Genomic DNA, 21,622 nt, shown 5'->3' with positions numbered 1-21,622 from the left:
TCCGGACACACCGGCGGGGCCGCGCGGCCAAGAACCGCTTATGGAGGTTCCCGGCCAGGGCCGTCGTTACTCCTCCCGCGCGGGCGCCGCCGCGCGCCCGCGCCGGGCCAGGAGCTTCCTGACCAACGGAGCCAGCAGCGCCAGCGCCGACAGCACCAGCAGCACGGCCGCGATCGGGCTGCGGACGAGCACGCTCACGTCGCCCGCCCCGATTGCCAGCGCCCGCCGGAGCTGGATCTCCGCCATCGGGCCGAGGATCATCCCGATCACCGCGGGCGCGACCGGCAGGCCGAAGCGCCGCATGGCGAAGCCGAGCAGGCCGAGCACGTACAGCACGAACAGGTCCACCACGCTGCCGTTGAGCGCGTAGACGCCGAGGGCGGCGAACAGCACGATCCCGGCGTACAGGTACGGGCGGGGGACGCGCAGCACGCGTGCCCAGAGCGGGGCCATGGGCAGGTTCAGCACCAGCAGCATCGTGTTGCCGATGAACAGCGAAGCGATCATCGCCCACACCAGCGCCGGGTTGTGGTCGAAGAGCTGCGGTCCGGGCTGCAGGCCGTACTGCTGGAAGGCGGCCAGCAGGATCGCCGCCGTCGCGGAGGTGGGCAGGCCCAGCGTGAGCAGCGGGACCAGGGTGCCGGCCGCGGAGGCGTTGTTGGCCGCCTCGGGGCCCGCCACGCCCTCGATGGCGCCCTTGCCGTACTCCTCACGGGCCACGCCGCGGGCCAGCCGCCGCTCGGCCGCGTACGACAGGAACGTGGGGATCTCGGCCCCGCCGCCCGGCAGCGCGCCGAACGGGAAGCCCAGGGCGGTGCCGCGCAGCCAGGGCCGCCAGGAGCGCCGCCAGTCGGCGCGGCCCATCCACGCCCGGCCCACCGGCGCCACCTCGGGAGCGGCGTGCCGCAGGCGGGAGGCCACGTACAGGGCCTCGCCGAGCGCGAAGAGGCCGACCGCGACGATGACCACGTCGATGCCGTCGAGCAACTGCGGGATCCCGAGCGTCAGGCGGGCCTGGCCGGTCTGCTGGTCGATGCCGATCAGGCCGATCGCCAGGCCGAGCCCGAGCGAGGCCAGCCCGCGCACGACCGAGCGCGACAACACCGACGACACCGCCGTGAAGGCCAGTACGGCCAGCGCGAAGTAGTCCTCGGGGCCGAACGCGATCGCCACTTCCACCACCGCGGGCGCGGCCACGACCAGCAGCGCCGTGGCGATGGTGCCGGCCACGAACGAGCCGATCGCGGCCGTGGCCAGCGCCTGGGCCGCCCGGCCCCGCCGGGCCATCTTGTTGCCCTCCAGCGCCGTGATCATCGACGCCGACTCGCCGGGCGTGTTGAGCAGGATGGACGTGGTCGAGCCGCCGTACATGCCGCCGTAGTAGATCCCGGCGAACATGATGAACGCGCTGGCCGGCGGCACCGTGAAGGTGATCGGCAGCAGCAGCGCCACGGTCATCGCGGGCCCGATGCCGGGCAGCACGCCGACGAGCGTGCCGAGGGTGACGCCGATGAGCGCGTACATGAGGTTGACCGGGGTGAGCGCGGCGGCGAAGCCGTCGAGCAGGAGCTGCAACGAGGTCATCGCGCCAGCACCCCGCCCGGCAGCGTCACGCCGAGGCCGTTGACGAACAGCAGGTACGTCGTCACGCCCAGCACCACGGCGACCACGGCCGCCCGCAGCCGGTGCTCGGCCCCCAGCGCCACCGACACGCCGAAGAACAGCAGGCTCGCGCCGATGATCCAGCCGAGCACGTCCAGGAGCGCGGCGAAGGCCAGGAAGACGCCGCTGACCAGGAGCACGCCCCGCCAGTCGGTGGGCGCCTCGGCGTCCACGTCCTCGCTCTCCTCAGGGTCGCCGCGCCCGCCGCGCAGGACGTCGGCGACGTAGAACAGGCCGATGAGCACCATGGCGCCGCCCACCAGCATGGGGAAGAAGCGCGGCCCGACGCCGAGCTGGGAGGCCGCCGCCGACACGTCGAGCGTGCCGATCACGACGAGCACGCCCAGCACCAGCACCACGGCCGCCAGCCCGAGTTCGGGCCGCCACCAACGGCCGATCATCAGGACACGAGCCCCATCTCGGCGATGATGCCCTTGACCCGCTCCTGCTCGGCGGCGAGGAAGTCGGCGAACTCCTGGCCGGTCTGGAAGGAGTCGATCCAGCCGTTCTTGGCCACCGCGTCCTGCCACGGCTGGGCGTCGTGCATCTTGGTGACCGCGTCGGTCAGGGCCTTCTTGTCGGCGTCGGAGAGCCCGCCGGGGGCGACGAAGCCGCGCCAGTTGGCCAGCTCGACGGCCAGCCCGGCCTCCTTGAGCGTGGGGGCGTCCAGGCCGGGCACCCGCTCGCCGGAGGTCACCCCGAGCGCGCGCAGCTTGCCGGACTTCACGTGCTCGGCGAACTCGGCCACGCCCGAGATGCCCGCGCTGACCTTGTTGCCGAGCAGCTCGTTCAGCGCCTCGCCGCCGCCCGAGTGGGCGATGTAGTTGACCTGCTTGGGGTCCACGCCCGCGGCCTTGGCCATGAGGCCGGCCACGATGTGGTCGGTGCCGCCCGCCGAGCCGCCGGAGATCGACACCTTCGCCGGGTCGGCCTTCCAGGCCGCCACCAGGTCGGCCACCGACTTGAACGGGGACTCGGCCGGCACCACGACCAGCTCGTACTCCTCGGTCAGCTTGGCGATGGGCGTGGTCTCGGCCAGCGTCACCTTCGACTTGTTCTGCTCGATGGCGCCCACCATGACCAGGCCCATGGTCATCAGCAGGTTGCCGTTGCCCTTCTCGCCGGCCAGTTGCGCCAGGCCGATCGTGCCGCCGGCGCCCGGCACGTTGAACACCTCGACCTTGCGCTGCGGCTCGGACGACTTGAACGCCTGCTCGGCCGTGCGGGAGGTCTGGTCCCAGCCGCCGCCGGGCGCGGCCGGGGCCATGATGCGCAAGGAGGCGCTGGCGGAGGTGCCTGATCCGCTGCCGCAGGCCGTCAGGGCGCCGAGGGAGAGTGCCGCGAGGGCGGCGAGTACGCGCAAGCGCATGATCACTCCATTGGGGGGATTTCACCGTTATCGAACTGGCATGGTGAGCCTCTCGCCGCCGCACGTCGAGGCTTTGCACGCTTGGCGTCGTAGTGGTCGTATTGGTCGCGACCTGGACGTGACCTCGGTTTGTTTCCATGGGCCGGGTGAGACGGGTGCGTGACGCCTCCCTCGGGACCCAGCTTTTCGTCCTCCAGATGGTGATCGTGCTGCTCGCCGTCGGAGGCACCGGAGGCGTGTGGGCCGAGCACACGCGTGACCAGTTCGACGCGCTGCACCAGCAGCGCGCGCTCGCGATCGCCCAGTCGGTGGCCGGGCTGCCGCAGGTCAGGGCCGCGTTCGCGCTCGAACGCCCGCAGAGCGTGCTGCAGCCGCTGGCCATGAGCGTGCAGCACGAGACCGGCGCCGACTACGTCGTCATCGCCAACACCGACCAGACGCGCTACGCCCACCCCAACGCCTCCCTGATCGGCAAGCGGCTGTCCACCGACGGCAGCGCGGTCCTGCGTACGGGCCGGAGCTGGGTGGGCACCGAGACCGGCACCATCGGCACCACGGTCAGGGGCAAGACCCCGATCCGCGACGAGTACGGCGAGATCATCGGCCTGGTCTCGGTCGGCGTGCTGGAGACCACGGTCATGAGCCAGCTCTTCCAGGCCCTGCCGCCGCTGATGTGGACCGCGCTGGCCGTGCTGCTGGCCGGGCTGGCCCTGGCCGCGCTGATCACGGCGCGGGTGCGCAGGCAGACGTTCGGGCTGGAGCCGCGCGAGATCGCCGCGCTGCTGGAGCAGCGCGAGGGCGTGCTGCACGGCGTCAAGGAGGGCGTGCTCGCGCTCGACCTGGGCGGCAGGGTGACCCTGGTCAACGACGCCGCCCGCGAGCTGCTCGGTGACGTCGGCGCGGACCTGACGCAGATGCCGGTCTCCGAGCGCATGCGCGACGTGCTCGGCGGCGCCGACCCGGGCGAGGACCGCGTCGTGCTGCACGGCGAGCGGGTGCTGGTGCTCAACCGCACCCCCGTCTGGGTACGCGGACGCCACCGCGGCTGGGTGGTGACCCTGCGCGACCGCACCGAGCTGGTCCGGCTGGCCCGCGAGCTGCACGACACCAGCAGCGCCACCGAGGCGCTGCGGGCCCAGGCGCACGAGTTCGCCAACCGCATGCACACTGTCGTCGGCCTGCTCGAACTGGGCGAGCACGAGGCGGCCGTCAGCTTCATCACCCGCACCACCTACGGCGGTTACGCCACCGACCTGCGCGAACGCATCCAGGACCCCACGCTCGCCGCCCTGCTGCTGGCCAAGTCCGCCGAGGCGGCCGAACGCGGGGCCGAACTGGTGCTCGCCGACGACTCCTCGGTGCCCGAGGGCCTGCTCGGCGACCCCCGCGACGCGGTCCTGGTGGTGGGGAACCTGGTCGCCAACGCCATCGACGCCCTCGACGGCGCGCAGGGCACGATCGAGGTCTCGGTGCGGGCCGACGCCGACGGGCTGCGGGTGCGGGTCGGCGACTCCGGCCCCGGCATCGCGCCCGACCTGGTGGAGGAGGTCTTCAGGGAGGGGTTCACGACCAAGGCCGCGAAGGCGGGGCCGCGCGGGCTGGGCCTGGCGCTGACCCGGCAGGCGTGCCTGCGCAGAGGCGGCTGGGTACGGGTGCGGAACGCGGGCGGGGCGGTCTTCACCGCCCTGCTGCCGGCGAAGGCGGGGTCATGATCCGGGTGCTGGTCGTGGACGACGACTTCATGGTGGCCCGCATCCACAGCGGCTACGTGAGCCGGGTGCCGGGCTTCGACGTCGTGTCCGTCGCGCACAACGGGGCGGGCGCGCTCGCGGCGGTCGCCGACCTGCGTCCCGACCTCGTGCTGCTCGACGTCTACCTGCCGGACATGTCGGGCCTGGAGGTGCTCAAGGCGCTGCGTGACGTGGACGTGCTCATGATCAGCGCGGCCCGCGACGTGCCCACCGTCAGGCAGGCCATGCGCGGCGGCGCGGTCAACTACCTCATCAAGCCGTTCACCGCCGTCGCCCTGACCGAGCGCCTGCAGCAGTACGCCGACACTCGCAGACGCCTGACCGCCATCGGCCCCGAGGCCCGCCAGGACGACGTGGACCGGCTCTTCGGCGTCTCGCCCCGGACCGCCGCGCCCATGCCGAAGGGGCTGTCCGCGGCCACGTGCGCGCTGGTCGCCGACGCCCTGCGGGAGGCCGGCCGCGATCTGTCGGCCGCGGAGGCCGCCGAGCTCACGGGCCTGTCGCGGGTCAGCGCCCGCCGCTACCTGGAGTACCTGTGCGCGGCGGGGCAGGCCGAACTCCGGCCCCGGTACGGCACCGCCGGGAGGCCGGAACATCGCTACCGGTGGCTAGGTTGACACACTTCCGTAGCCATTTCCCGTGACATATGCGGATCCGCGTGCCTTACTGTTGCCTGAGAATTGGCTGCGGACCGGGAGGAGATTGAGGCGTGCGAAACGCCGGACCGATCGAATCACCGACCGACCCGTTCGCCTCGGTGCCGTTACCGACGTCGGCCGTCACCAGGAGGCCGCGGATCGAAGGACTGCCCCCGGGGGTCTCCCGGGACATCTTCGGCCCGCCGGACCGCCAGGAGCCCCGGCAGGACCAAGGCCCGAGCGACCAGGGCGGATCGTCGGGGAAGGGCGCGCTGCCGCCGGTGGCCCAGCCCGCCCAACCCTGGCCCGTGGCCTCGGAGAGAGAGCCGTCGGGCCAGTCGGTCACCGCGTTCGGCATGCCCGAGCGGCCCGTGGTGTACGAGCCGGAGCCGCCGCGCCGACGCCGTCTGCTGCCCGGTCTCGTCGTGGTCGTGCTGACGCTGGCGGCGCTGGCGTACGTGGTGCCCGCCGTGCTCATGTCCGGCTCCGTCCTGCGGGGCACGCGCGTGGGCGGGGTGGACATCGGCGGGCTGACCGTGACGCAGGCGGCCGACAAGCTGCGCACCGAGCTGGGCAGCAGGCTCAGCAAGCCGGTCGTGGCCGACATCGGCGGCGAGAAGGAGACCATCCAGGCCGACGAGGCCGGGCTCGATCTCGACGTGGTCGGCACCATCGGGCAGGCGCCCAGCGGCTTCCCCAGCCCGATCGAGGTGTGGCGCGGGCTGACCGGCACCACCGAGCTCCAGCCCCGGATCAGCGTCGACTCCGCCCAGCTCACCAGGACCGTCGAAGGGCTGGCGGAGAGCGTCGACAAGCGCGCCGTCGAGGGCCGGGTGGCCTTCATGGGGCTGCAGCCCAGGGCCCGGCAGCCCGAGGACGGGGTGCTGCTCGACCGCGACGACGCCGTAAGCAAGATCAACGACGCCTTCCTGGGCGGGGGCGGCTCGGTCGTCCTGACCCTCAGGCCGGCCAAGCCCACCACCACCCCGGAGGCCGTCACGGCCGCGCTGGCCAAGGCGAAGGCGGCGGTGGCCACCCCGCTGACGCTGACGCTCGGGACCAGGCAGGCGCAGCTCTCGCCCGCGCTGATCGCGGCGAACCTGACGTACGTCTCCGACGGCGACGGCGGCCTCACGCCCGCGTTCGACGCCGAGAAGGCGCTGGTCCCCGTGGAGAGCAGCCTGGTGGACGCGGCGCAGCAGCCGCGCGACGCCACGTACGAGATCGTGAACGGCAGCCCCGTCCTGGTGCCCGCCCGCGCCGGTCGCGGGGTCAACGACAAGCTGCTGGCCAGGGACGCCGAGCGGGTGTTCGCCTCGAGCGGGCAGCGCACGATCCCGGTCCGGCTGGGCACCGTCGCGCCGGCCGTGCAGACCTCGCAGGTCCAGGGGCTCGGGATCAAGGAGGTCGTGGCCGAGATGACCACGACGTTCGACTGCTGCCAGACCCGGGTGAAGAACATCCAGCGCATGGCGCAGGAGCTCGACGGGCACGTGGTCAAGCCCGGCGAGACGTTCTCGCTCAACGGGACGCTCGGCGAGCGCACCGTCGAGGACGGGTACGTCGAGGCCGGGCAGATCGTCGGCGGGCGGATGGTCGGCATCGTCGGCGGCGGCGGCTCGCAGTTCGCGACCACCCTGTACAACGCGATGTACTTCGGCGGCTTCGAGGACGTCGCGCACCAGCCGATGGAGTACTACGCGCCGCGCTACCCGGCCGGCCGGGACGTGGCCCTGCTGCATCCCGACGTGGACCTGAAGTGGCGCAACGACTCCGAGCACGGGGTGCTGCTCAAGACCGCCTTCACCGACACGTCCGTGACCGTGGTGCTGTGGAGCACCAAGCGTTACGACAAGATCGAGGCGGTGGAGTCGGAGCGGCGGGACTTCACGGAGTTCCGGCGCGAGACCAGCTCCGCGGCCAACTGCCTGCCGACGGTGGGGGAGCGCGGGTTCACCATCGACGTGACCCGGGTGTTCCACGACGACGGCAAGATCGTCAAGAAGGACGAGAAGCTGACCACGGAGTACCGGCCGCAGGCCCAGTTGACCTGTACCGCCGCGGTCCCGGGCTGAGCCCGCCGCGCCCCCGGCGGGCGCGGCGGTGGGCCGACCGGTCAGGCGGGGGTGACGGTCATGATGCGGTCGTCTCCCGGCCTGGGGGAGCCGCGGCCGTCCTTGTTGCTGGTCCCGACCCACAGCGTGCCCTCCGGGGCGGCGGCGACCGCGCGCAGGCGGCCGTAGCGGCCGGTGAAGTGGGCCACCGGTGTCCCGGCCGAGCCGTCCGCGCCGAGCGGGACCTGCCACAGCCGCTCGCCGCGCAGGGCCCCCGCCCAGAGCGACCCGTTCGCGTACGCCATCCCCGACGGCGACGCCTCGGCGGTGGGCCAGGTGAGTATCGGGTTGACGAAGCGCCGGTCGTTCCCGCGGCCCTCGACCTCGGGCCAGCCGTAGTTGGCGCCGGGCCTGATCAGGTTGATCTCGTCGTAGGCGCTGGCACCGAACTCCGAGGCGTACAGGCGGCCGGAGCGGTCCCAGGCCAGGCCCTGGACGTTGCGGTGGCCGTAGCTGTAGACCGGCGTGCCGAACGGGTTGCCGGGCGCGGGAGCCCCGTCCACGGTCACGCGCAGGATCTTGCCCGCGAGTGAGTCGCGCCGCTGGGCCAGCGGGCGGTCGCCGGTCTCGCCGGTGCCGGCGTACAGGAGGCCGTCGGGCCCGATCGCGAGTTGCCCGCCGTTGTGGACGGCGCCCTTCGGGATGTCCCGCACCAGGATCCGCCGGTCGGTGAGGCCGCCGCCGGTCAGGCGGTGACGGACGATCCGGTTGTCGCGTTCGGCGGTGTAGTAGAGGAAGACCAGGTCGTCCTTGACGGCCACGCCCATCAGGCCGCCCTCGCCCTTGGGGCGGGCGTCCTCGATCCTGGCCACCTGGCTCACCCGGCCCGCCGGGGTCACCCGCAGGAGACGGGCGGTGTCGCGTTCGGTGACGAGGGCGTCGCCGCCGGGCAGGAACGCGATGCCCCACGGCACGGACAGCCCCGTCACCACGTCCTTCGGAGCGCCCGGCGCGGGCCCCGCGGGCACGGCCGTCGTGGGCGCGACCGCGCCGCCGCGTTCGGAGCAGGCGGTGAGCACGGAGCAGGCGGTGAGCGCGGTCAGGAGCATGATCATCCGGAGCTTCGGCATATGTTCCATACTTCCCTCGCGGTCGTAAGGTTCTCGGCATGAAGACCTGGGTTCCGTCCGATTCTGTGGCCGATGCGCTGTCCGACCTTCCTGGCGTCGAATGTGCTGTATACGACGGCACGTCCTCGATGCCGGACGGCGTGGACGAGGTGGAGGTGTGGATCCCTCCGCTGGTCACCGTGCCCGACGTGCCGGGGACGCTGGCCAGGATGCGCTCGTTGCGGCTGGTGCAGACGGTGACCGCGGGGGTGGAGCCGTACCGGCCGCACATGCCCGAGGGCGCGGTGTTGTGCAACGCGCGCGGCGTGCACGACGCGGGGACCGCCGAATGGGCGGTGGGCGCGATGATCGCGGTCCTCAGGGAGTTCCCGCAGTTCGTGGACGCGCAGCGGGCGGGCGCGTGGACCTACCGCCACACCGGCGTGCTGGCCGACTCCACCGTGCTGATCGTCGGCCACGGCTCCATCGGCGCCGCGCTGGAGCGGCGGCTCGCCGGGTTCGAGGTGGACGTCGTCCGCGTGGCCAGGAGCGCCCGCGACGGCGTGCACGCCATGGACGAGTTGCCCGCGCTGCTGCCGGAGGCGGACGTCGTGGTGCTGCTCGTCCCGGCCACCGCCGCCACCGCCGGGATGGTGGACGCCGCCTTCCTGGCCCGCATGAAGGACGGCGCGGTGCTGGTCAACGCCGCCAGAGGCGGGGTGGTCGACACCGGCGCGCTGGTCGCGGAGCTGAAGACCGGCCGCCTGCGCGCCGCGCTCGACGTGACCGCGCCCGAGCCGCTGCCCGATGGTCACCCTCTGTGGAGCGCGCCGGGCGTGCTGATCACCCCGCACATCGCCGGCAGCACCCCCGCGTCGCTGCGGCGCACGCTCCGTCTCGTCCGCGCTCAGGTGGCGAAGTACCTGGCCGGGGAGCGGTTGGCGAACGTCATCACCGACTCATACTGAGAGGATCCCGGAACGTGGCTGGTCCGTGACCTTCGGTGCGTACGGTTACGTTTGCCGGGAGTTCCTGACTGGTAGTCAAGGAACTCTTGGCGGCAAAAGGTCTGTCTGGTTATCAGATCGGTGACGACATCGCCGTTGTCACCACCCGCGCACCCACGACAGCACACACTGGCGAAGTGACCGACCGGGCTTCGGCGGTCATCGGTGCAGAGTTCGAGACGGGATGGGCAACGACTGTGATCCGCTGGCGTGACCCCCGGGTGCCGCCGGCCGCCGCGCTGGCGGCCGGAGCGGTGGCGTTCGCCGCCGCCCTCCTGCTGGAGAGCCCGGCTCTGGTCACCGGAGCGGTCGCGGGAGCGCTCGCGGCGCTGGTCGCCGCCGCTTCCCTGCTGATCGCCTCGGTACGACAGGCCGCCACGCACCGCCCGACGTCCATGAGCGCCCGCTGGATGGGCGGCGGCGCCGTCATCTGGACGGCGGGGGTGGCGCTGCGGCCGTTCGCCGAGAGTTTCGTCGTCAGCTTCGCCGACATGTTCATGCTGCTCGGTTCCGTGATCACGGCGGGCGGGGCGGTGATCGCCGCCGACCGCAGGTTCCCGGCCGGGGTGGCATTACGGCATCTCACCGACGCCTACCTCTGCGCCGCCTCGCTCTTCCTGATCGGCTGGATGACCGCGCTGCGCCACGTCTACGCCGAGACGGCCGATCCGGCCGGTTTCACGCTGGTCATGCTGCCGCCGATGCTCGTGCTGCTGGTGACCTGCGCGGTGATCCCGTCGGTGCTCATCAGCAGGGCGCCGTCCTGGCCGCTGAGCCTGGCCGGGCTGGTCACGCTGGCCGCCATGACGGTGGCCGGGGTGGCGGCGGCGGTGGCGCGGCTGCTCGACGGCGAGCCGCAGCTCTGGAGCGTCATGCTCGCGCCGGTGGCGTTCCTGCTGCTGGCGGCGGTCGTGTGGGGGCCGCGGGCCGGGCCGGCGGGCCGCTCCGCGGTCAACCACGTCGTCGCGCTCGTGCCCCTGGCGCTGGTGGCCGTGGCCGCGTGCACGCTGCTCGTCCAGCAGGCCAGTGGCCGTGCCGAGCCGCCCGTCACCGGCATCGTGGTGATCGCCGTCTCCGTGGTGCTGCTGCTGCTCGTGCGGCTGTTCGCCACCGGGGCGGCCAACGTGCGCCTGCGCGGCCTGGTCAAACTGGGCGAGCGCCAGTTGCGCGAGCTGGCCGAGAGCACCGGCGACGTGGTGTTCACCTGCGATTACCAGGGCGTCGTACACGAGATCGGCGCCGGGGTCGAGGTCACCTACGGCTACCGTCCCGACGACGTGACCGGCGGCTCGATCTTCGACTACATCCACCCGGAGGACGTGCCGGCCATCCAGGCCGCCATGCGCGCGATGAACCTCGACGAGGACGACGTCACGCCCGGCGCCTGCCTGATCGCCTGCCGGGTGCGCGCGGCCGACGGCACCTGGCGTCCCACCGAGTCCGTGGCCACCCGGCACGCGGGCGGCGAAGACCTGATGCTCGTGACGACCCGCGACATCAGCGACGAGGAGGCGCTGCGCAACCAGGTGGCCCACCTGACCTTCCACGACGGCGTCACCGGGCTGCCCAACCGCGCCTACTTCGAGGAGCGCACCCGCGAGGTGCTGCCGGGGCGCACGACCGGCAACGTCGCGGTGATCTTCCTCGACCTCGACGGCTTCACCTCGGTCAACGACTCCGTCGGGCACGCCAGCGGCGACTACCTGCTCGGGCAGGCGGCCCGCAGGCTGCGCGGCGCGGTGCGCGCCGACGACACGCTCGCCCGGTGGGGCGGCGACGAGTTCGCGGTGCTCGTGGAGACCGGCGGCGACGCGCAGGTCGCGGTGGACCTCGCCGAGCGCCTGGTGCGCGCGGTCTCGCAGGAGCCGTTCCGGGTCGCCGACCGCGACGTGGCGCTGACCGCGAGTGTGGGCGTCGCCTTCACCGAGGACGACATGCCCGCGGGCGACCTCATGCGTAACGCCGATGTGGCCATGGCGCGCTCCAAGGAGCTGGGCGGGCGGCGGGTGGAGGTGTTCGCCGCGCAGATGCACGCCGACGTGATGCGCCGCCTGGAGCTGGCCGCCGACCTGCAGCGGGCGCTGATCGAGCAGCAGTTCGCGATCGAGTACCAGCCGGTGGTGGACCTCGCCACGTCGCGGGTGACCGCGGTGGAGGCGCTGGTGCGGTGGTGGCGGGGCTCCGTGTTCGTGCCGCCGGAGCAGTTCCTCGGCGCGGCCGAGGACACCGGGCTGATCGTGCCGCTGAGCGAGTGGATCCTGCGCGAGGCGTGCCGCGAGGTGGCCGCCTGGCGGGCCTCGTCCTGGGACATCGGGTTGTCGCTGAACCTGTCGGCGCGCCAGATCATGGCGCCCAGGTTCGTCGAGACCGTGGAGCAGGCGCTGACCGAGAGCGGGCTGCCCGCCTCCGTGCTCACCCTCGAAGTGATCGAGGAGATGCTGGTCGAGGACGCGGAGGAGACGATCAAGCGATTGTCCGAGCTGCGGGCGCTGGGCGTGCGGCTGGCGATCGACGACTTCGGCACCGGCTACGCCTCGCTGGCGTTCCTGCGGCAGCTCCCCGTCGACATGATCAAGATCGACCCGTCGTTCGTGTCGGGGCTCGGCCGCGACGACACGCTGACCCTGCTCACCCGCACGATCGTGCGGCTCGGGCACGACCTCGGGCTTATCGTGGTCGCGGAGGGGATCGAGCGTCCCGAGCAGCTCGAACTGCTGAAGCAGATGGGGTGCACGAGGGGGCAGGGGTTCCTGGTGGCGCGGCCGATGGCGGCCCGCGGGGTCGACTCGCTGATGCGTACGAGTCTCACTGTTTGAGACAAGTGTCCACGAAGTTGACACCAGGGCCTTCCGAGCGGCTATGGTGGAGGCCATGCTTCGCAGTGAGATTCTCGTAGTACTTCGCCGGCGCGCAGGCCGATAGCGAAGCACGACGACCTGCGCGCCGCCCCAGACCCGCCTCCTGGTGGGACGGGGCATTTTTTATGTCCTTAAGCGAGTAGCCACGCAAGGAACGAGCCGATGACCGAACGGATGACAGGTGCACAGGCCCTGGTCAGGGCGTTGGAGCACGTTGGAGTCGACACCGTGTTCGGGATCCCGGGCGGTGCCATTCTGCCGGCCTACGATCCTCTCTACGACTCGACCAAGGTCCGGCACGTGCTTGTACGGCACGAGCAGGGCGCCGGTCACGCGGCCGAGGGCTACGCGCAGGCCACGGGCAAGGTGGGCGTGTGCATGGCGACCAGCGGCCCGGGGGCCACGAACCTGGTGACGCCGATCGCTGACGCCTACATGGACTCGGTGCCGATCGTGGCGATCACCGGGCAGGTGGCCAGCAAGGCCATCGGCACGGACGCCTTCCAGGAAGCCGACATCTCCGGCATCACCATGCCGATCACGAAGCACAACTTCCTGATCACCGATCCGGCGGACATCCCCCGCACGATCATGGAGGCGTTCCACATCGCCTCCACCGGTCGTCCCGGCCCGGTCCTGGTGGACATCTCCAAGGACGCCCTGCAGTCCGACACCACCTTCGTCTGGCCGCCCACGATGCAGCTTCCGGGCTACCGCCCGGTCACCAGGCCGCACTCCAAGCAGATCCGCGAGGCCGCCAAGCTGATCGCCGAGGCCAGGCGGCCGGTCCTGTACGTCGGCGGCGGCGTCCACAAGGCGGGCGCCTCGGCCGAACTGCTGCGGCTGGCCGAGCTGACGCACATCCCCGTCATCACCACCCTGATGGCGCGCGGCACGTTCCCCGACAGCCACCCGCAGCACATGGGCATGCCCGGCATGCACGGCAGCGTCTCGGCCGTGGGCGCGCTGCAGCAGTCCGACCTGATCATCGGGCTGGGCGTGCGGTTCGACGACCGGGTGACCGGCGACCTGTCGTCCTTCGCCCCGTACGCGAAGATCGTGCACGCCGACATCGACCCGGCGGAGATCTCCAAGAACCGCCACGCCGACGTGCCGATCGTGGGCGACTGCAAGGAGGTCATCACCGACCTCGTCGCCGCCATCCAGGCGTCCGGCCAGCAGGGCGACTACGCCGACTGGTGGACGGTGCTCAACGGCTACAAGCAGACCTACCCGCTGGGCTACGAGACGTTCGAGGACGGCTCGCTGGCCCCGCAGTACGTCATGGAGCGGCTGAGCGCCATCGCCGGCCCCGACACGTACTACGTGGCCGGGGTCGGGCAGCACCAGATGTGGGCCGCGCAGTTCATCGGCTACCAGAACCCGGGCACGTTCATCAACTCCGGCGGCCTCGGCACGATGGGCTTCGCCGTCCCGGCCGCGATGGGCGCGAAGATGGGCCGCCCCGACTCCGTCGTGTGGGCCATCGACGGCGACGGCTGCTTCCAGATGACCAACCAGGAGCTGGCCACGTGCGCCCTGGAGGGTGTGCCGGTCAAGGTGGCGGTCATCAACAACGGTAATCTCGGCATGGTCCGGCAGTGGCAGACGCTCTTCTACGACGAGCGTTACTCCAACACCAACCTGCAGACGGCGCGCCGGATCCCGGACTTCGTCAAGCTGGCCGACGCCTATGGTTGTGTCGGCCTGCGCTGCGAACGCGCCGAGGACGTGGACGCCGTGATCAAGAAGGCCATGGAGATCAACGACGTTCCTGTGGTGGTCGACTTCGTCGTCCACCAGGACGCCATGGTCTGGCCCATGGTCGCGGCGGGCACCAGCAACGACGACATCAAGATCGCCCGTGACATGGCGCCGAAGTGGGAGAACGAGGATGAGTAGACACACGCTGTCTGTGCTTGTCGAGAACAGGCCGGGCGTGCTCGCGCGGGTGTCGGCGCTGTTCAGCCGCAGGGGGTTCAACATCGACTCCCTGGCCGTCGGGCCCACCGAGCACGACGACATCTCCCGCATGACGATCGTGGTGAGCGTCGAGGAGCTGCCGCTCGAGCAGGTCACCAAACAGCTCAACAAGCTGGTGAACGTGCTCAAGATCGTCGAGCTCGACCCGTCGCAGGCGGTGCAGCGCGAGCTGATGCTGATCAAGGTCAAGGCCGACGCCGAGAGTCGCTCGCACGTGCTGGAACTCGTCAGCCTCTTCCGGGCCCGCTGCGTCGACGTGGCGTCCGACGCCGTGACCATCGAGGTCACCGGCACCCCCGACAAGCTCGAGGCCTTCGTCAAGGTCCTCGAGCCGTTCGGGATCAAAGAACTCGTCCAGTCGGGCATGGTGGCCATCGGCCGCGGCGCCCGCTCCATCACCGACCGGTCCCTCAGGGCACTGGACCGTACCGCCTGAAAGGTTTTGAGCAAGTGACCGAGATTTTCTACGACGACCAGGCCGACCTGTCGATCATTCAGGGACGCCACGTGGCCGTGCTGGGGTACGGCAGCCAGGGCCACGCCCATGCTCTCTCCCTGCGTGACTCCGGCGTGGACGTGCGCGTCGGCCTGCCCGAGGGTTCCAAGAGCCGGGAGAAGGCCGAGAACGACGGCCTGCGCGTGCTGACCCCGTCGGAGGCGGTCGAGGAGGCCAACCTCACGATGATCCTGGCGCCGGACCACATCCAGCGCCACCTGTACGCCGAGCACGTGGCCCCCAACCTGGTCGAGGGCGACGCGCTGTTCTTCGGCCACGGCCTGAACATCCGCTACGGCCTCATCGAGGCCCCCGAGGGCGTCGACGTCTGCATGGTCGCTCCCAAGGGTCCGGGCCACCTGGTCCGCCGCCAGTTCGAGGCGGGCCGCGGCGTGCCGTGTCTCGTGGCCGTCGAGAAGGACGCCTCGGGCAAGGCGCTCGACCTCGCGCTCTCCTACGCCAAGGGCATCGGCGGCACCCGCGCCGGCGCGCTGCGCACCACGTTCAAGGAGGAGACGGAGACCGACCTGTTCGGCGAGCAGGCCGTGCTGTGCGGCGGCGTCTCCGAGCTGATCAAGGCGGGCTTCGAGACTCTGATCGAGGCCGGCTACCAGCCGGAGGTGGCCTACTTCGAGTGCCTGCACGAGATGAAGCTCATCGTCGACCTCATGTACGAGGGCGGCATCTCGAAGATGTACTGGTCGGTCTCCGACACGGCCGAGTACGGCGGCTACACCCGTGGCCCGCGCGTCATCAACGAGGAGTCGCGTCAGGAGATGCGCCGCATTCTCGCCGAGGTCCAGGACGGCACCTTCGCCCGCCAGCTCGTCGAGGAGTTCGACGGCGGCCAGAAGGAGTTCCAGCGCTACCGTGACGAGCTGGCCGAGAACCCGATCGAGAAGACCGGCGCCGAGCTTCGTCCGATGATGAGCTGGCTCAAGGGCTGAGTTCGCCCCTGAGGGTCCGCACGTGGCGGGCGGGAGGTTCGTCCTCCCGCCCGTTTTTCGTTGCGTGGAGGTATGGTTTTCATGTGTCAGCAAAACCTTTCATGTGTCAGAAAGGCTGCGATGAAGGCCATCCGGTACTACGCGTACGGCCCGCCTGAGGTCATCTCCCTGGAGGAGACCGGCAGGCCCGAGCCCGGCGACGACGGCGTGCTCGTCCGCGTGCGGGCCGCCTCGGTCAACCCGGGCGACTGGCACCTGCTGCGCGGCAGCCCGTACGTCTTCCGCGCCGTGGCGGGGCTGACCCGGCCGAAGGCCCACGGGCTGGGGGCCGACTTCGCGGGCGTCGTCGAGGCCGTCGGCAAGGAGGTCACCCGGTTCGCGCCCGGCGACGAGGTGTACGGCTGCGCCCCCGGCTCGTTCGCCGAGTACGTCACCGTCCCCGAGAGCGGCCCGGTGACCGGGAAACCGGCCGGGCTGACGTTCGAGCAGGCCGCGGCCGTGCCCACCTCCGCGCTGACCGCGCTGCAGGCGCTGCGCGACAAGGGGCGGCTCGCGCAGGGGCAGAAGGTGCTGGTCAACGGGGCCGCGGGCGGGATCGGCACGTTCGCGGTGCAACTCGCCAAGGCGTACGGGGCCGAGGTCACCGGCGTGTGCGGCGGCGGGAACGTCGAGTTGGTCCGCTCGATCGGGGCCGACGACGTGATCGACTACACCCGCCAGGACTTCACCCGCACCGGCCGCCGCTACGACGTCGTCCTCGACAACGTCGGCAACCGCCCGGTCGCCGACTGCCGCCGCCTGCTCACCCCTGACGGGACCTACCTGCACAACAGCGGCTCAGGAGGCCGCTGGTTCGGCCCGATGGGCCGGATCATCCGCCTGAACGCGCTGAACCTGGTCGTCCGCCACGCCCTGCCCTCCTTCGTCACCCGCGAGAACGCCGCCGACCTGGTCACCCTGCGTGAGCTGATCGAGGCGGGCAGGCTGGCCCCCGTGGTCGGGCGGACCCACCCGCTGAGCGAGGTCCCCGAGGCGATCGCGCACGTGGAACGCGGCCATGCCAGAGGCAAGGTGGTGATCACCCTGTGAACCGCCGCCGGCCTCACGCCCCCGTGGACGGCGACGGGGCGTCCGCCCGGACCGCCCGCGGGGCCGGCCGGTGCGTTCGGAGCGTGGGGCCGAACAGGACGAGGGCGGCGGCGAGGGCCAGCATGATGGTCTGGAAGGCGAGCTGCACGCCGTAGTCGGCGGCCGTGATCGGGATGAGCGTGCCCAGGTAGATCGACAGGTGCACGCCGACCGCCGTCCAGATCGCGCCCGTGCGCTGCCTGGTGGCCCCGCACAGCAGGAAGAGCGCGACGGCCTGCACCATGAACAGCGTCCGCTCGCCGGCCCCCGTCGCCGGGCTCTGCGAGAGCAGGTGCAGCAGGCCGAACGACACGGAGGTGACCACGAGCACGCCGTGCGGCCCGAACCGGTCGGAGAGCACGTCCCACAGGTGCCCGCGGAACAGCAGTTCCTCCGGGAAGCACGCCTGGAACACGACGAGCGTGAAGGCGAGGACGTACATGGCGGGGGGTTCCGGCGAGGTGGCGGCGGATCCCCAGGCCGCCGCGCCGGCCCACACGGTGACGGCGCACCCGGCGAACAGCGCGGCCAGGCCCGCCAGGGCGCCGAGCAGCACCTGCGGCAGCGCCCACCAGGTACGCGTGAGGCCGAGCCCGGCCCAGGGGTGGCGGCCGGTCAGCCGCCGGTAGGCGTAGAGCAGCGCGAGGACGCCGAGGGTGACCAGGGGCGGGCCCCCGAAGTTCGCGGCGGCCTCGGGCAGCGGGCTCATGGCCGCGCTCACGCCGAACTGGACCGCGAGGAGGATCGCGATCGGGACCAGGATGGCAACCAGGATTCGCATACCGTCCGACGCTAGGCGGCGACCGGTCACGCGCACATCGGGCCGCAGACCCATGCGGCCATGACGGAGGTCATGCCGCCCGGACGGTGCCTGAGGGAGGATGCCGCCCGTGCTCCGGCGGCGTATGGCCCGGAGAACGCGATAGTACGTCTTTACCTACGTGTATCGTTCGATATAGCATCCGACACATGATGAACGCACGCCGCAACCCGGGCGCGGGCGGGATGGGCCCCACGGGCCGCTTCTTCGGGCCGGGCGAACTGCGCCTGGCGATCCTCGCCCTGATCGCCGAGCAGCCCGGCCACGGCTACCAGGTGATGAGCCGCCTGGCCGACCGCTTCAACGGCACGTACGAGCCGAGCGCCGGCTCCGTCTACCCCACCCTCCAACTGCTGGAGGACGAGGGCCTCGTCCGGGTCGAGCCCGCCGACGGGCGCAAGGTGCACCACATCACCGACGAGGGCCGCCGGGTGAGCGCGGAGCACGCCGACGAGATCGAGCGGCTGTGGGGCCGGGCGGCCAGCAGGGGCGAGTGGGGCATGTTCCGCGAGCCCGAGGCTGCCGAGATCATCGGCCCCGCGCTGCGCCTGGTCAAGGCGGCCGTGAAGACGCTCGCCCACGCCCACGGCGACCCCCGGGTGGTCGAGCGCATCCAGGAGATCTTCGTCGACGCCCGTCAGCGGATCGAGCGGCTCGATTCCAAGAGATGGAGATAGGGAGGCAAAGGTGCGGCGGACCATCGCCCGCAGGCTGCTCGATCGGCTGTTCCGCACCGGTGAGGTGGTGGAGGCCGAGCAGATCACGGCCCGGATGCGCCGGGTGCGGATCGCCGGGGAGGACCTCGGGGAGCTGCGCTGGACGCCGGGCCAGCACGTCCGGTTGCTGGTCGGCGCGGGCGGGCCGCTGGGCGGCGTGCTGCGTACGTACTCGATCTGGTGGTACGACCCCACCTGGGGGGTCGTGGACCTGATCGGCTACGACCACGGCGGCGACTCCCCGGGCGTCGCGTGGATCAGGAACGCGCGGCCCGGCCAGGAGGTCTCCTTCACCCGCCCCGAGGGGAGCTTCGTGGTGCGGGAGGAGGCGCCGTACCACCTGTTCGCGGGGGAGGAGACGGCGTCGGTGGCGTTCGGCGCGATGGTGCGGGCCCTGCCCGCGGGGGCGGGCGTGCACGGCGTGGTGGAGGCGGGCGAGCCTGGTGACCATCTCGACCTGCCCGGCGGCCTGGTCAAGGTGTGCCGGGGCGGCGCGTCCGCCGCGCGGTCGCAGGTGCTGGTGGACGCGGTCAGGGAGCTGGAACTGCCCGACGGGCCGGGCGTGGCCTACCTGGCGGGGGAGGCGCGGACCATCCAGGCGGTGCGCGCCCATCTGGTCGGGGAGCGCGGCTGGTCGCGCGGGGACGTGCGGACCAAACCCTTCTGGACCCCGGGCAGGAGGGGGATGGACTGAACCGGGCACGGGGCCCTCCATGTCGCTCCGGCGCCATGATCCGTGATAATAATACCGGTATAGTTATCGCCGAGGAGGGGCCGTGTTCGAGTACAAGTCAGCCGGGGAGATCGCCGCGATCCGCGAGTCCGGCAGGGTCGTCGCCGCCGTCCACGCCGCCACGCGGGAGGCGGCGGCCGTGGGCGTGTCACTCAAGGAGCTGGACGAGGTGGCCAGGACGGTCATCGCGGAGGCCGGCGCGAAGCCGTCGTTCCTGGGCTACCACCCGTCGTTCGGGGCGACGCCGTATCCGGGCGTGATCTGCACCTCGGTGAACGGGGTCATGCTGCACGGGCTGCCGTCGCCGTACCGGCTGCGCGACGGTGACCTGATCAGCGTCGACTGCGCCGCCCACGTCGACGGCTGGCACGCCGACGGCGCGGTCAGCTTCGCCGTCGGGCAGCCGCGCGCGGAGGACCTCAAGCTGATCAGAGTCGCGGAGGAGACGCTCGCGGCGGGCATCGAGGCGGCCGTGCCGGGCGGCCGGATGGGGGACATCGGGCACGCGATGTCCACGGTCGGGCGCGGCGCCGGCTACGGCATGCAGAACGACTTCGGCGGCCACGGCATCGGCCGGGCCATGCACGAGGAACCGTTCGTGCCGAACGAGGCCCGCGCCGGGCGGGGCCTGCGGCTGCGCAGGGGGCTGGTGATCGCGATCGAGCCCAGCCTGATGGCCGGCGGCGACGACGGCTACCACATGGCCGACGACGGCTGGTCGGTGTGCTCCGCCGACGGGAGCAGGAGCGTACACGTCGAGCACACCGTGGCGATCACCGAGGACGGCCCGGTCATCCTGACCCTCCCCTAGGCCGCCGGAGGGCCTCGGGGATCTTCGGGGCCCTGATTCGCGGTCATGGGACGGGCAGGATCGGGTCGGGTGCCGGCCATCCGCGCACACCTGCGCGTCAAGCCGTCCGATCTTGGTCATCCGTTCGTCCAGGCCCGGTGTTCCCCCAGGTCAAGAGCAAAATTGCGAGCGTTTGTCGAAGAAGGGCGGGGGGGAGATCTTCCTGCGATAGCTACGGAGAGTAGTCGAGAAGTATCAGGGGGAAATCACTATGTACAGAAACGGACTCGTCCTCGCCGGGCTCGTCGGCGGGATGGTCATGTTCGGGGGCACCGCGCTCGCCGCGGCACCCAGCGTCACCGCCGAGTCGCGCATCCTGCCCGGCCCCAACCATGGTCACGACGACGCGGACTGGGACTTCGGTAAGTGGAACAACTTCGGCGAGGACAACGACATCCTCGACCTCGACCTCCTGAACGAGCTGCTGAGCTCGGTCCTGAGTGGCTGACGAGACGTGTTGAAAGGGGCCCGCCCGTGAGGGCGGGCCCTTTTCGTCTGACCACCCGGGCAGGGCTAGGAGCGCGCGTAGGCGAAGGACGCGTCGAAGGAGTTGCGCGCGATCCGGTCGAGCTGCTCCTCGGTCATCCCCAGCTCCCGCCGCAGCGCCTGGTAGTTGTCCTCCACGTAGCCGCCGAAGTAGGCGGGGTCGTCGGAGTTGACGGTCACGACCAGGCCCTCGTCCAGCATCGCGGGCAGGATGTGGTCACGCAGGGACGGCACCGCCCGCAGCCGCACGTTCGACAGCGGGCACACGGTCAGCGGGATGCGCTCGGCCCGCAGCCGGGCCACGAGCTGCGGATCCTCCATCGCCCTGATGCCGTGGTCCACCCGCTCCACGCGCAGGACGTCCAGCGCCTCCCACACGTAGTCGGGCCCGCCCTCCTCGCCCGCGTGCGCCACCCGGCGCAGCCCCTCGGCGGCGGCGATCTCGAAGACCCGGCGGAACAACGACGGCGGGTACCCCACCTCCGCCGAGTCCAGCCCCACCCCGATGAACCGCTCCCGGTACGGCAACGCCGCCCGCAGCACCTGCTCGGCCTCCTCCGCGCCCCTGTCACGGAGGAAACACAAGATCAGTGCGGCCGACACGTCGCTGCCCTTCAGCGCCGCCGACAGCCCGTCGAACACCGTCTCCAGCGGCACGCCCCGGCTCAGATGGGCCTGCGGATCGAAGAAGATCTCCGCGTGCCGCACCCCCTGCGCGGCGGCTCGCCGCAGGTAGGCGGCGGCCAGGTCGTGGAAGTCCTCCTCGGTGCGCAGGACGGCCATGTTCTCGTAGTACACGTCCAGGAACGACTGCAGGTTCGCGAAGGAGTACCGCGCGCGGATGGCCTCCACGTCGAAGGTGGGCAGGTCGATCCGGTTCCGCCGGGCCAGCTCGACGACGAGCTCGGGCTCCAGAGTGCCCTCGATGTGCAGGTGGAGTTCCGCTTTGGGACGCATGCATCGAGTAAACCGGACCCCGGAGCACGGAGGTATCGTGCGAACCTCTGAACCTTCC

19 protein-coding genes are annotated in these 21,622 nt (G+C 71.5%); 13 read left to right on the top strand and 6 right to left on the bottom strand.

All coding sequences use genetic code 11. The annotated features are described in order from the left end of the window. Positions 1-66: 66 nt before the first annotated feature. From FAF44_RS12500 to FAF44_RS12490, 3 genes are read right to left on the bottom strand one after another with little or no spacing between them, the layout of a single operon-like run. Positions 67-1,584, bottom strand: coding sequence for a tripartite tricarboxylate transporter permease (locus FAF44_RS12500; protein WP_237103264.1), 1,518 nt, complete (start codon positions 1,582-1,584; stop codon positions 67-69). Then, a complete protein-coding gene (locus FAF44_RS12495; RefSeq protein ID WP_237103263.1) occupies positions 1,581-2,063 on the bottom strand; it encodes a tripartite tricarboxylate transporter TctB family protein in 483 nt (160 codons plus the stop codon). Before FAF44_RS12495 ends, FAF44_RS12500 begins: the two co-directional genes overlap by 4 nt. Beyond that, positions 2,063-3,031 (bottom strand): tripartite tricarboxylate transporter substrate binding protein, encoded by a 969-nt coding sequence (locus FAF44_RS12490; protein WP_237103262.1) that lies wholly within the window; start codon positions 3,029-3,031, stop codon positions 2,063-2,065. Before FAF44_RS12490 ends, FAF44_RS12495 begins: the two co-directional genes overlap by 1 nt. Before the next feature lie 137 nt (positions 3,032-3,168). Here FAF44_RS12490 and FAF44_RS12485 point away from each other — a divergent pair, with 137 nt between their 5' ends. The 3 genes from FAF44_RS12485 to FAF44_RS12475 all read left to right on the top strand — a co-directional run bounded on the left by FAF44_RS12485 (position 3,169) and on the right by FAF44_RS12475 (position 7,495). Then, entirely contained in the window at positions 3,169-4,743 is a 1,575-nt protein-coding gene (locus FAF44_RS12485; RefSeq protein WP_237103261.1) for a sensor histidine kinase, read from the top strand. After that, the gene (locus tag FAF44_RS12480) at positions 4,740-5,399 is read left to right on the top strand and encodes a response regulator (protein WP_237103260.1); all 660 of its coding nucleotides are present in this window, start codon (positions 4,740-4,742) and stop codon (positions 5,397-5,399) included. Before FAF44_RS12485 ends, FAF44_RS12480 begins: the two co-directional genes overlap by 4 nt. 92 nt (positions 5,400-5,491) lie before the next feature. Further along, on the top strand, positions 5,492-7,495 hold the full coding sequence (locus FAF44_RS12475; protein ID WP_237103259.1) for a VanW family protein: 2,004 nt from the start codon (positions 5,492-5,494) through the stop codon (positions 7,493-7,495). A 41-nt stretch (positions 7,496-7,536) separates the two neighbouring features. On the opposite strand, the gene FAF44_RS12470 is transcribed toward FAF44_RS12475, so the two are convergent. Further along, positions 7,537-8,604, bottom strand: coding sequence for a sorbosone dehydrogenase family protein (locus FAF44_RS12470; protein WP_237103258.1), 1,068 nt, complete (start codon positions 8,602-8,604; stop codon positions 7,537-7,539). 38 nt (positions 8,605-8,642) lie between these two features. Here FAF44_RS12470 and FAF44_RS12465 point away from each other — a divergent pair, with 38 nt between their 5' ends. The 6 genes from FAF44_RS12465 to FAF44_RS12440 all read left to right on the top strand — a co-directional run bounded on the left by FAF44_RS12465 (position 8,643) and on the right by FAF44_RS12440 (position 16,963). Next, positions 8,643-9,551, top strand: coding sequence for a 2-hydroxyacid dehydrogenase (locus FAF44_RS12465; protein ID WP_237103257.1), 909 nt, complete (start codon positions 8,643-8,645; stop codon positions 9,549-9,551). Positions 9,552-9,787: 236 nt separating this feature from the next. Then, positions 9,788-12,406, top strand: a complete 2,619-nt coding sequence (locus FAF44_RS12460; protein ID WP_237103256.1) for a bifunctional diguanylate cyclase/phosphodiesterase — start codon at positions 9,788-9,790, stop codon at positions 12,404-12,406. Positions 12,407-12,610: 204 nt separating this feature from the next. Beyond that, complete coding sequence (locus FAF44_RS12455; RefSeq protein WP_237103255.1) at positions 12,611-14,350, top strand: acetolactate synthase large subunit; 1,740 nt, start codon at positions 12,611-12,613, stop codon at positions 14,348-14,350. Next, positions 14,343-14,867 carry an acetolactate synthase small subunit gene (gene ilvN, locus FAF44_RS12450; RefSeq protein ID WP_237103254.1) on the top strand — a complete coding sequence of 175 codons (525 nt, stop codon included), beginning with the start codon at positions 14,343-14,345 and terminating at the stop codon, positions 14,865-14,867. Before FAF44_RS12455 ends, ilvN begins: the two co-directional genes overlap by 8 nt. 23 nt (positions 14,868-14,890) lie before the next feature. Further along, positions 14,891-15,874, top strand: coding sequence for a ketol-acid reductoisomerase (gene ilvC / locus FAF44_RS12445; RefSeq protein ID WP_237103336.1), 984 nt, complete (start codon positions 14,891-14,893; stop codon positions 15,872-15,874). A gap of 120 nt (positions 15,875-15,994) precedes the next feature. Then, entirely contained in the window at positions 15,995-16,963 is a 969-nt protein-coding gene (locus FAF44_RS12440; RefSeq protein ID WP_237103253.1) for an NAD(P)-dependent alcohol dehydrogenase, read from the top strand. Between the two features lie 13 nt (positions 16,964-16,976). Here FAF44_RS12440 and FAF44_RS12435 read toward each other — a convergent pair whose 3' ends face one another. After that, entirely contained in the window at positions 16,977-17,783 is an 807-nt protein-coding gene (locus tag FAF44_RS12435) for a CPBP family intramembrane glutamic endopeptidase (protein ID WP_237103252.1), read from the bottom strand. Between the two features lie 188 nt (positions 17,784-17,971). On the opposite strand from FAF44_RS12435, the gene FAF44_RS12430 reads away from it, so the two are divergent. From FAF44_RS12430 to FAF44_RS12415, 4 genes are all read left to right on the top strand, one after another. Continuing rightward, entirely contained in the window at positions 17,972-18,499 is a 528-nt protein-coding gene (locus FAF44_RS12430; protein ID WP_237103251.1) for a PadR family transcriptional regulator, read from the top strand. A gap of 10 nt (positions 18,500-18,509) precedes the next feature. Then, positions 18,510-19,232: a siderophore-interacting protein gene (locus FAF44_RS12425; protein WP_237103250.1), complete on the top strand. Its 723-nt coding sequence runs from the start codon at positions 18,510-18,512 to the stop codon at positions 19,230-19,232. Between the two features lie 82 nt (positions 19,233-19,314). Then, positions 19,315-20,082, top strand: a complete 768-nt coding sequence (map, locus tag FAF44_RS12420; RefSeq protein WP_237103249.1) for a type I methionyl aminopeptidase — start codon at positions 19,315-19,317, stop codon at positions 20,080-20,082. A 250-nt stretch (positions 20,083-20,332) separates the two neighbouring features. Continuing rightward, positions 20,333-20,569 (top strand): hypothetical protein, encoded by a 237-nt coding sequence (locus FAF44_RS12415; RefSeq protein WP_237103248.1) that lies wholly within the window; start codon positions 20,333-20,335, stop codon positions 20,567-20,569. Positions 20,570-20,634: 65 nt separating this feature from the next. On the opposite strand, the gene FAF44_RS12410 is transcribed toward FAF44_RS12415, so the two are convergent. Next, positions 20,635-21,564: an adenosine deaminase gene (locus tag FAF44_RS12410; RefSeq protein ID WP_237103247.1), complete on the bottom strand. Its 930-nt coding sequence runs from the start codon at positions 21,562-21,564 to the stop codon at positions 20,635-20,637. Positions 21,565-21,622: the final 58 nt, after the last annotated feature.

This window comes from Nonomuraea sp. MG754425, from assembly GCF_021699195.1.
Taxonomy (GTDB): Bacteria; Actinomycetota; Actinomycetes; order Streptosporangiales; family Streptosporangiaceae; genus Nonomuraea.
Note: the sequence above shows the minus strand (reverse complement) of the source record. Positions and strands in the feature narration are given on the sequence as shown.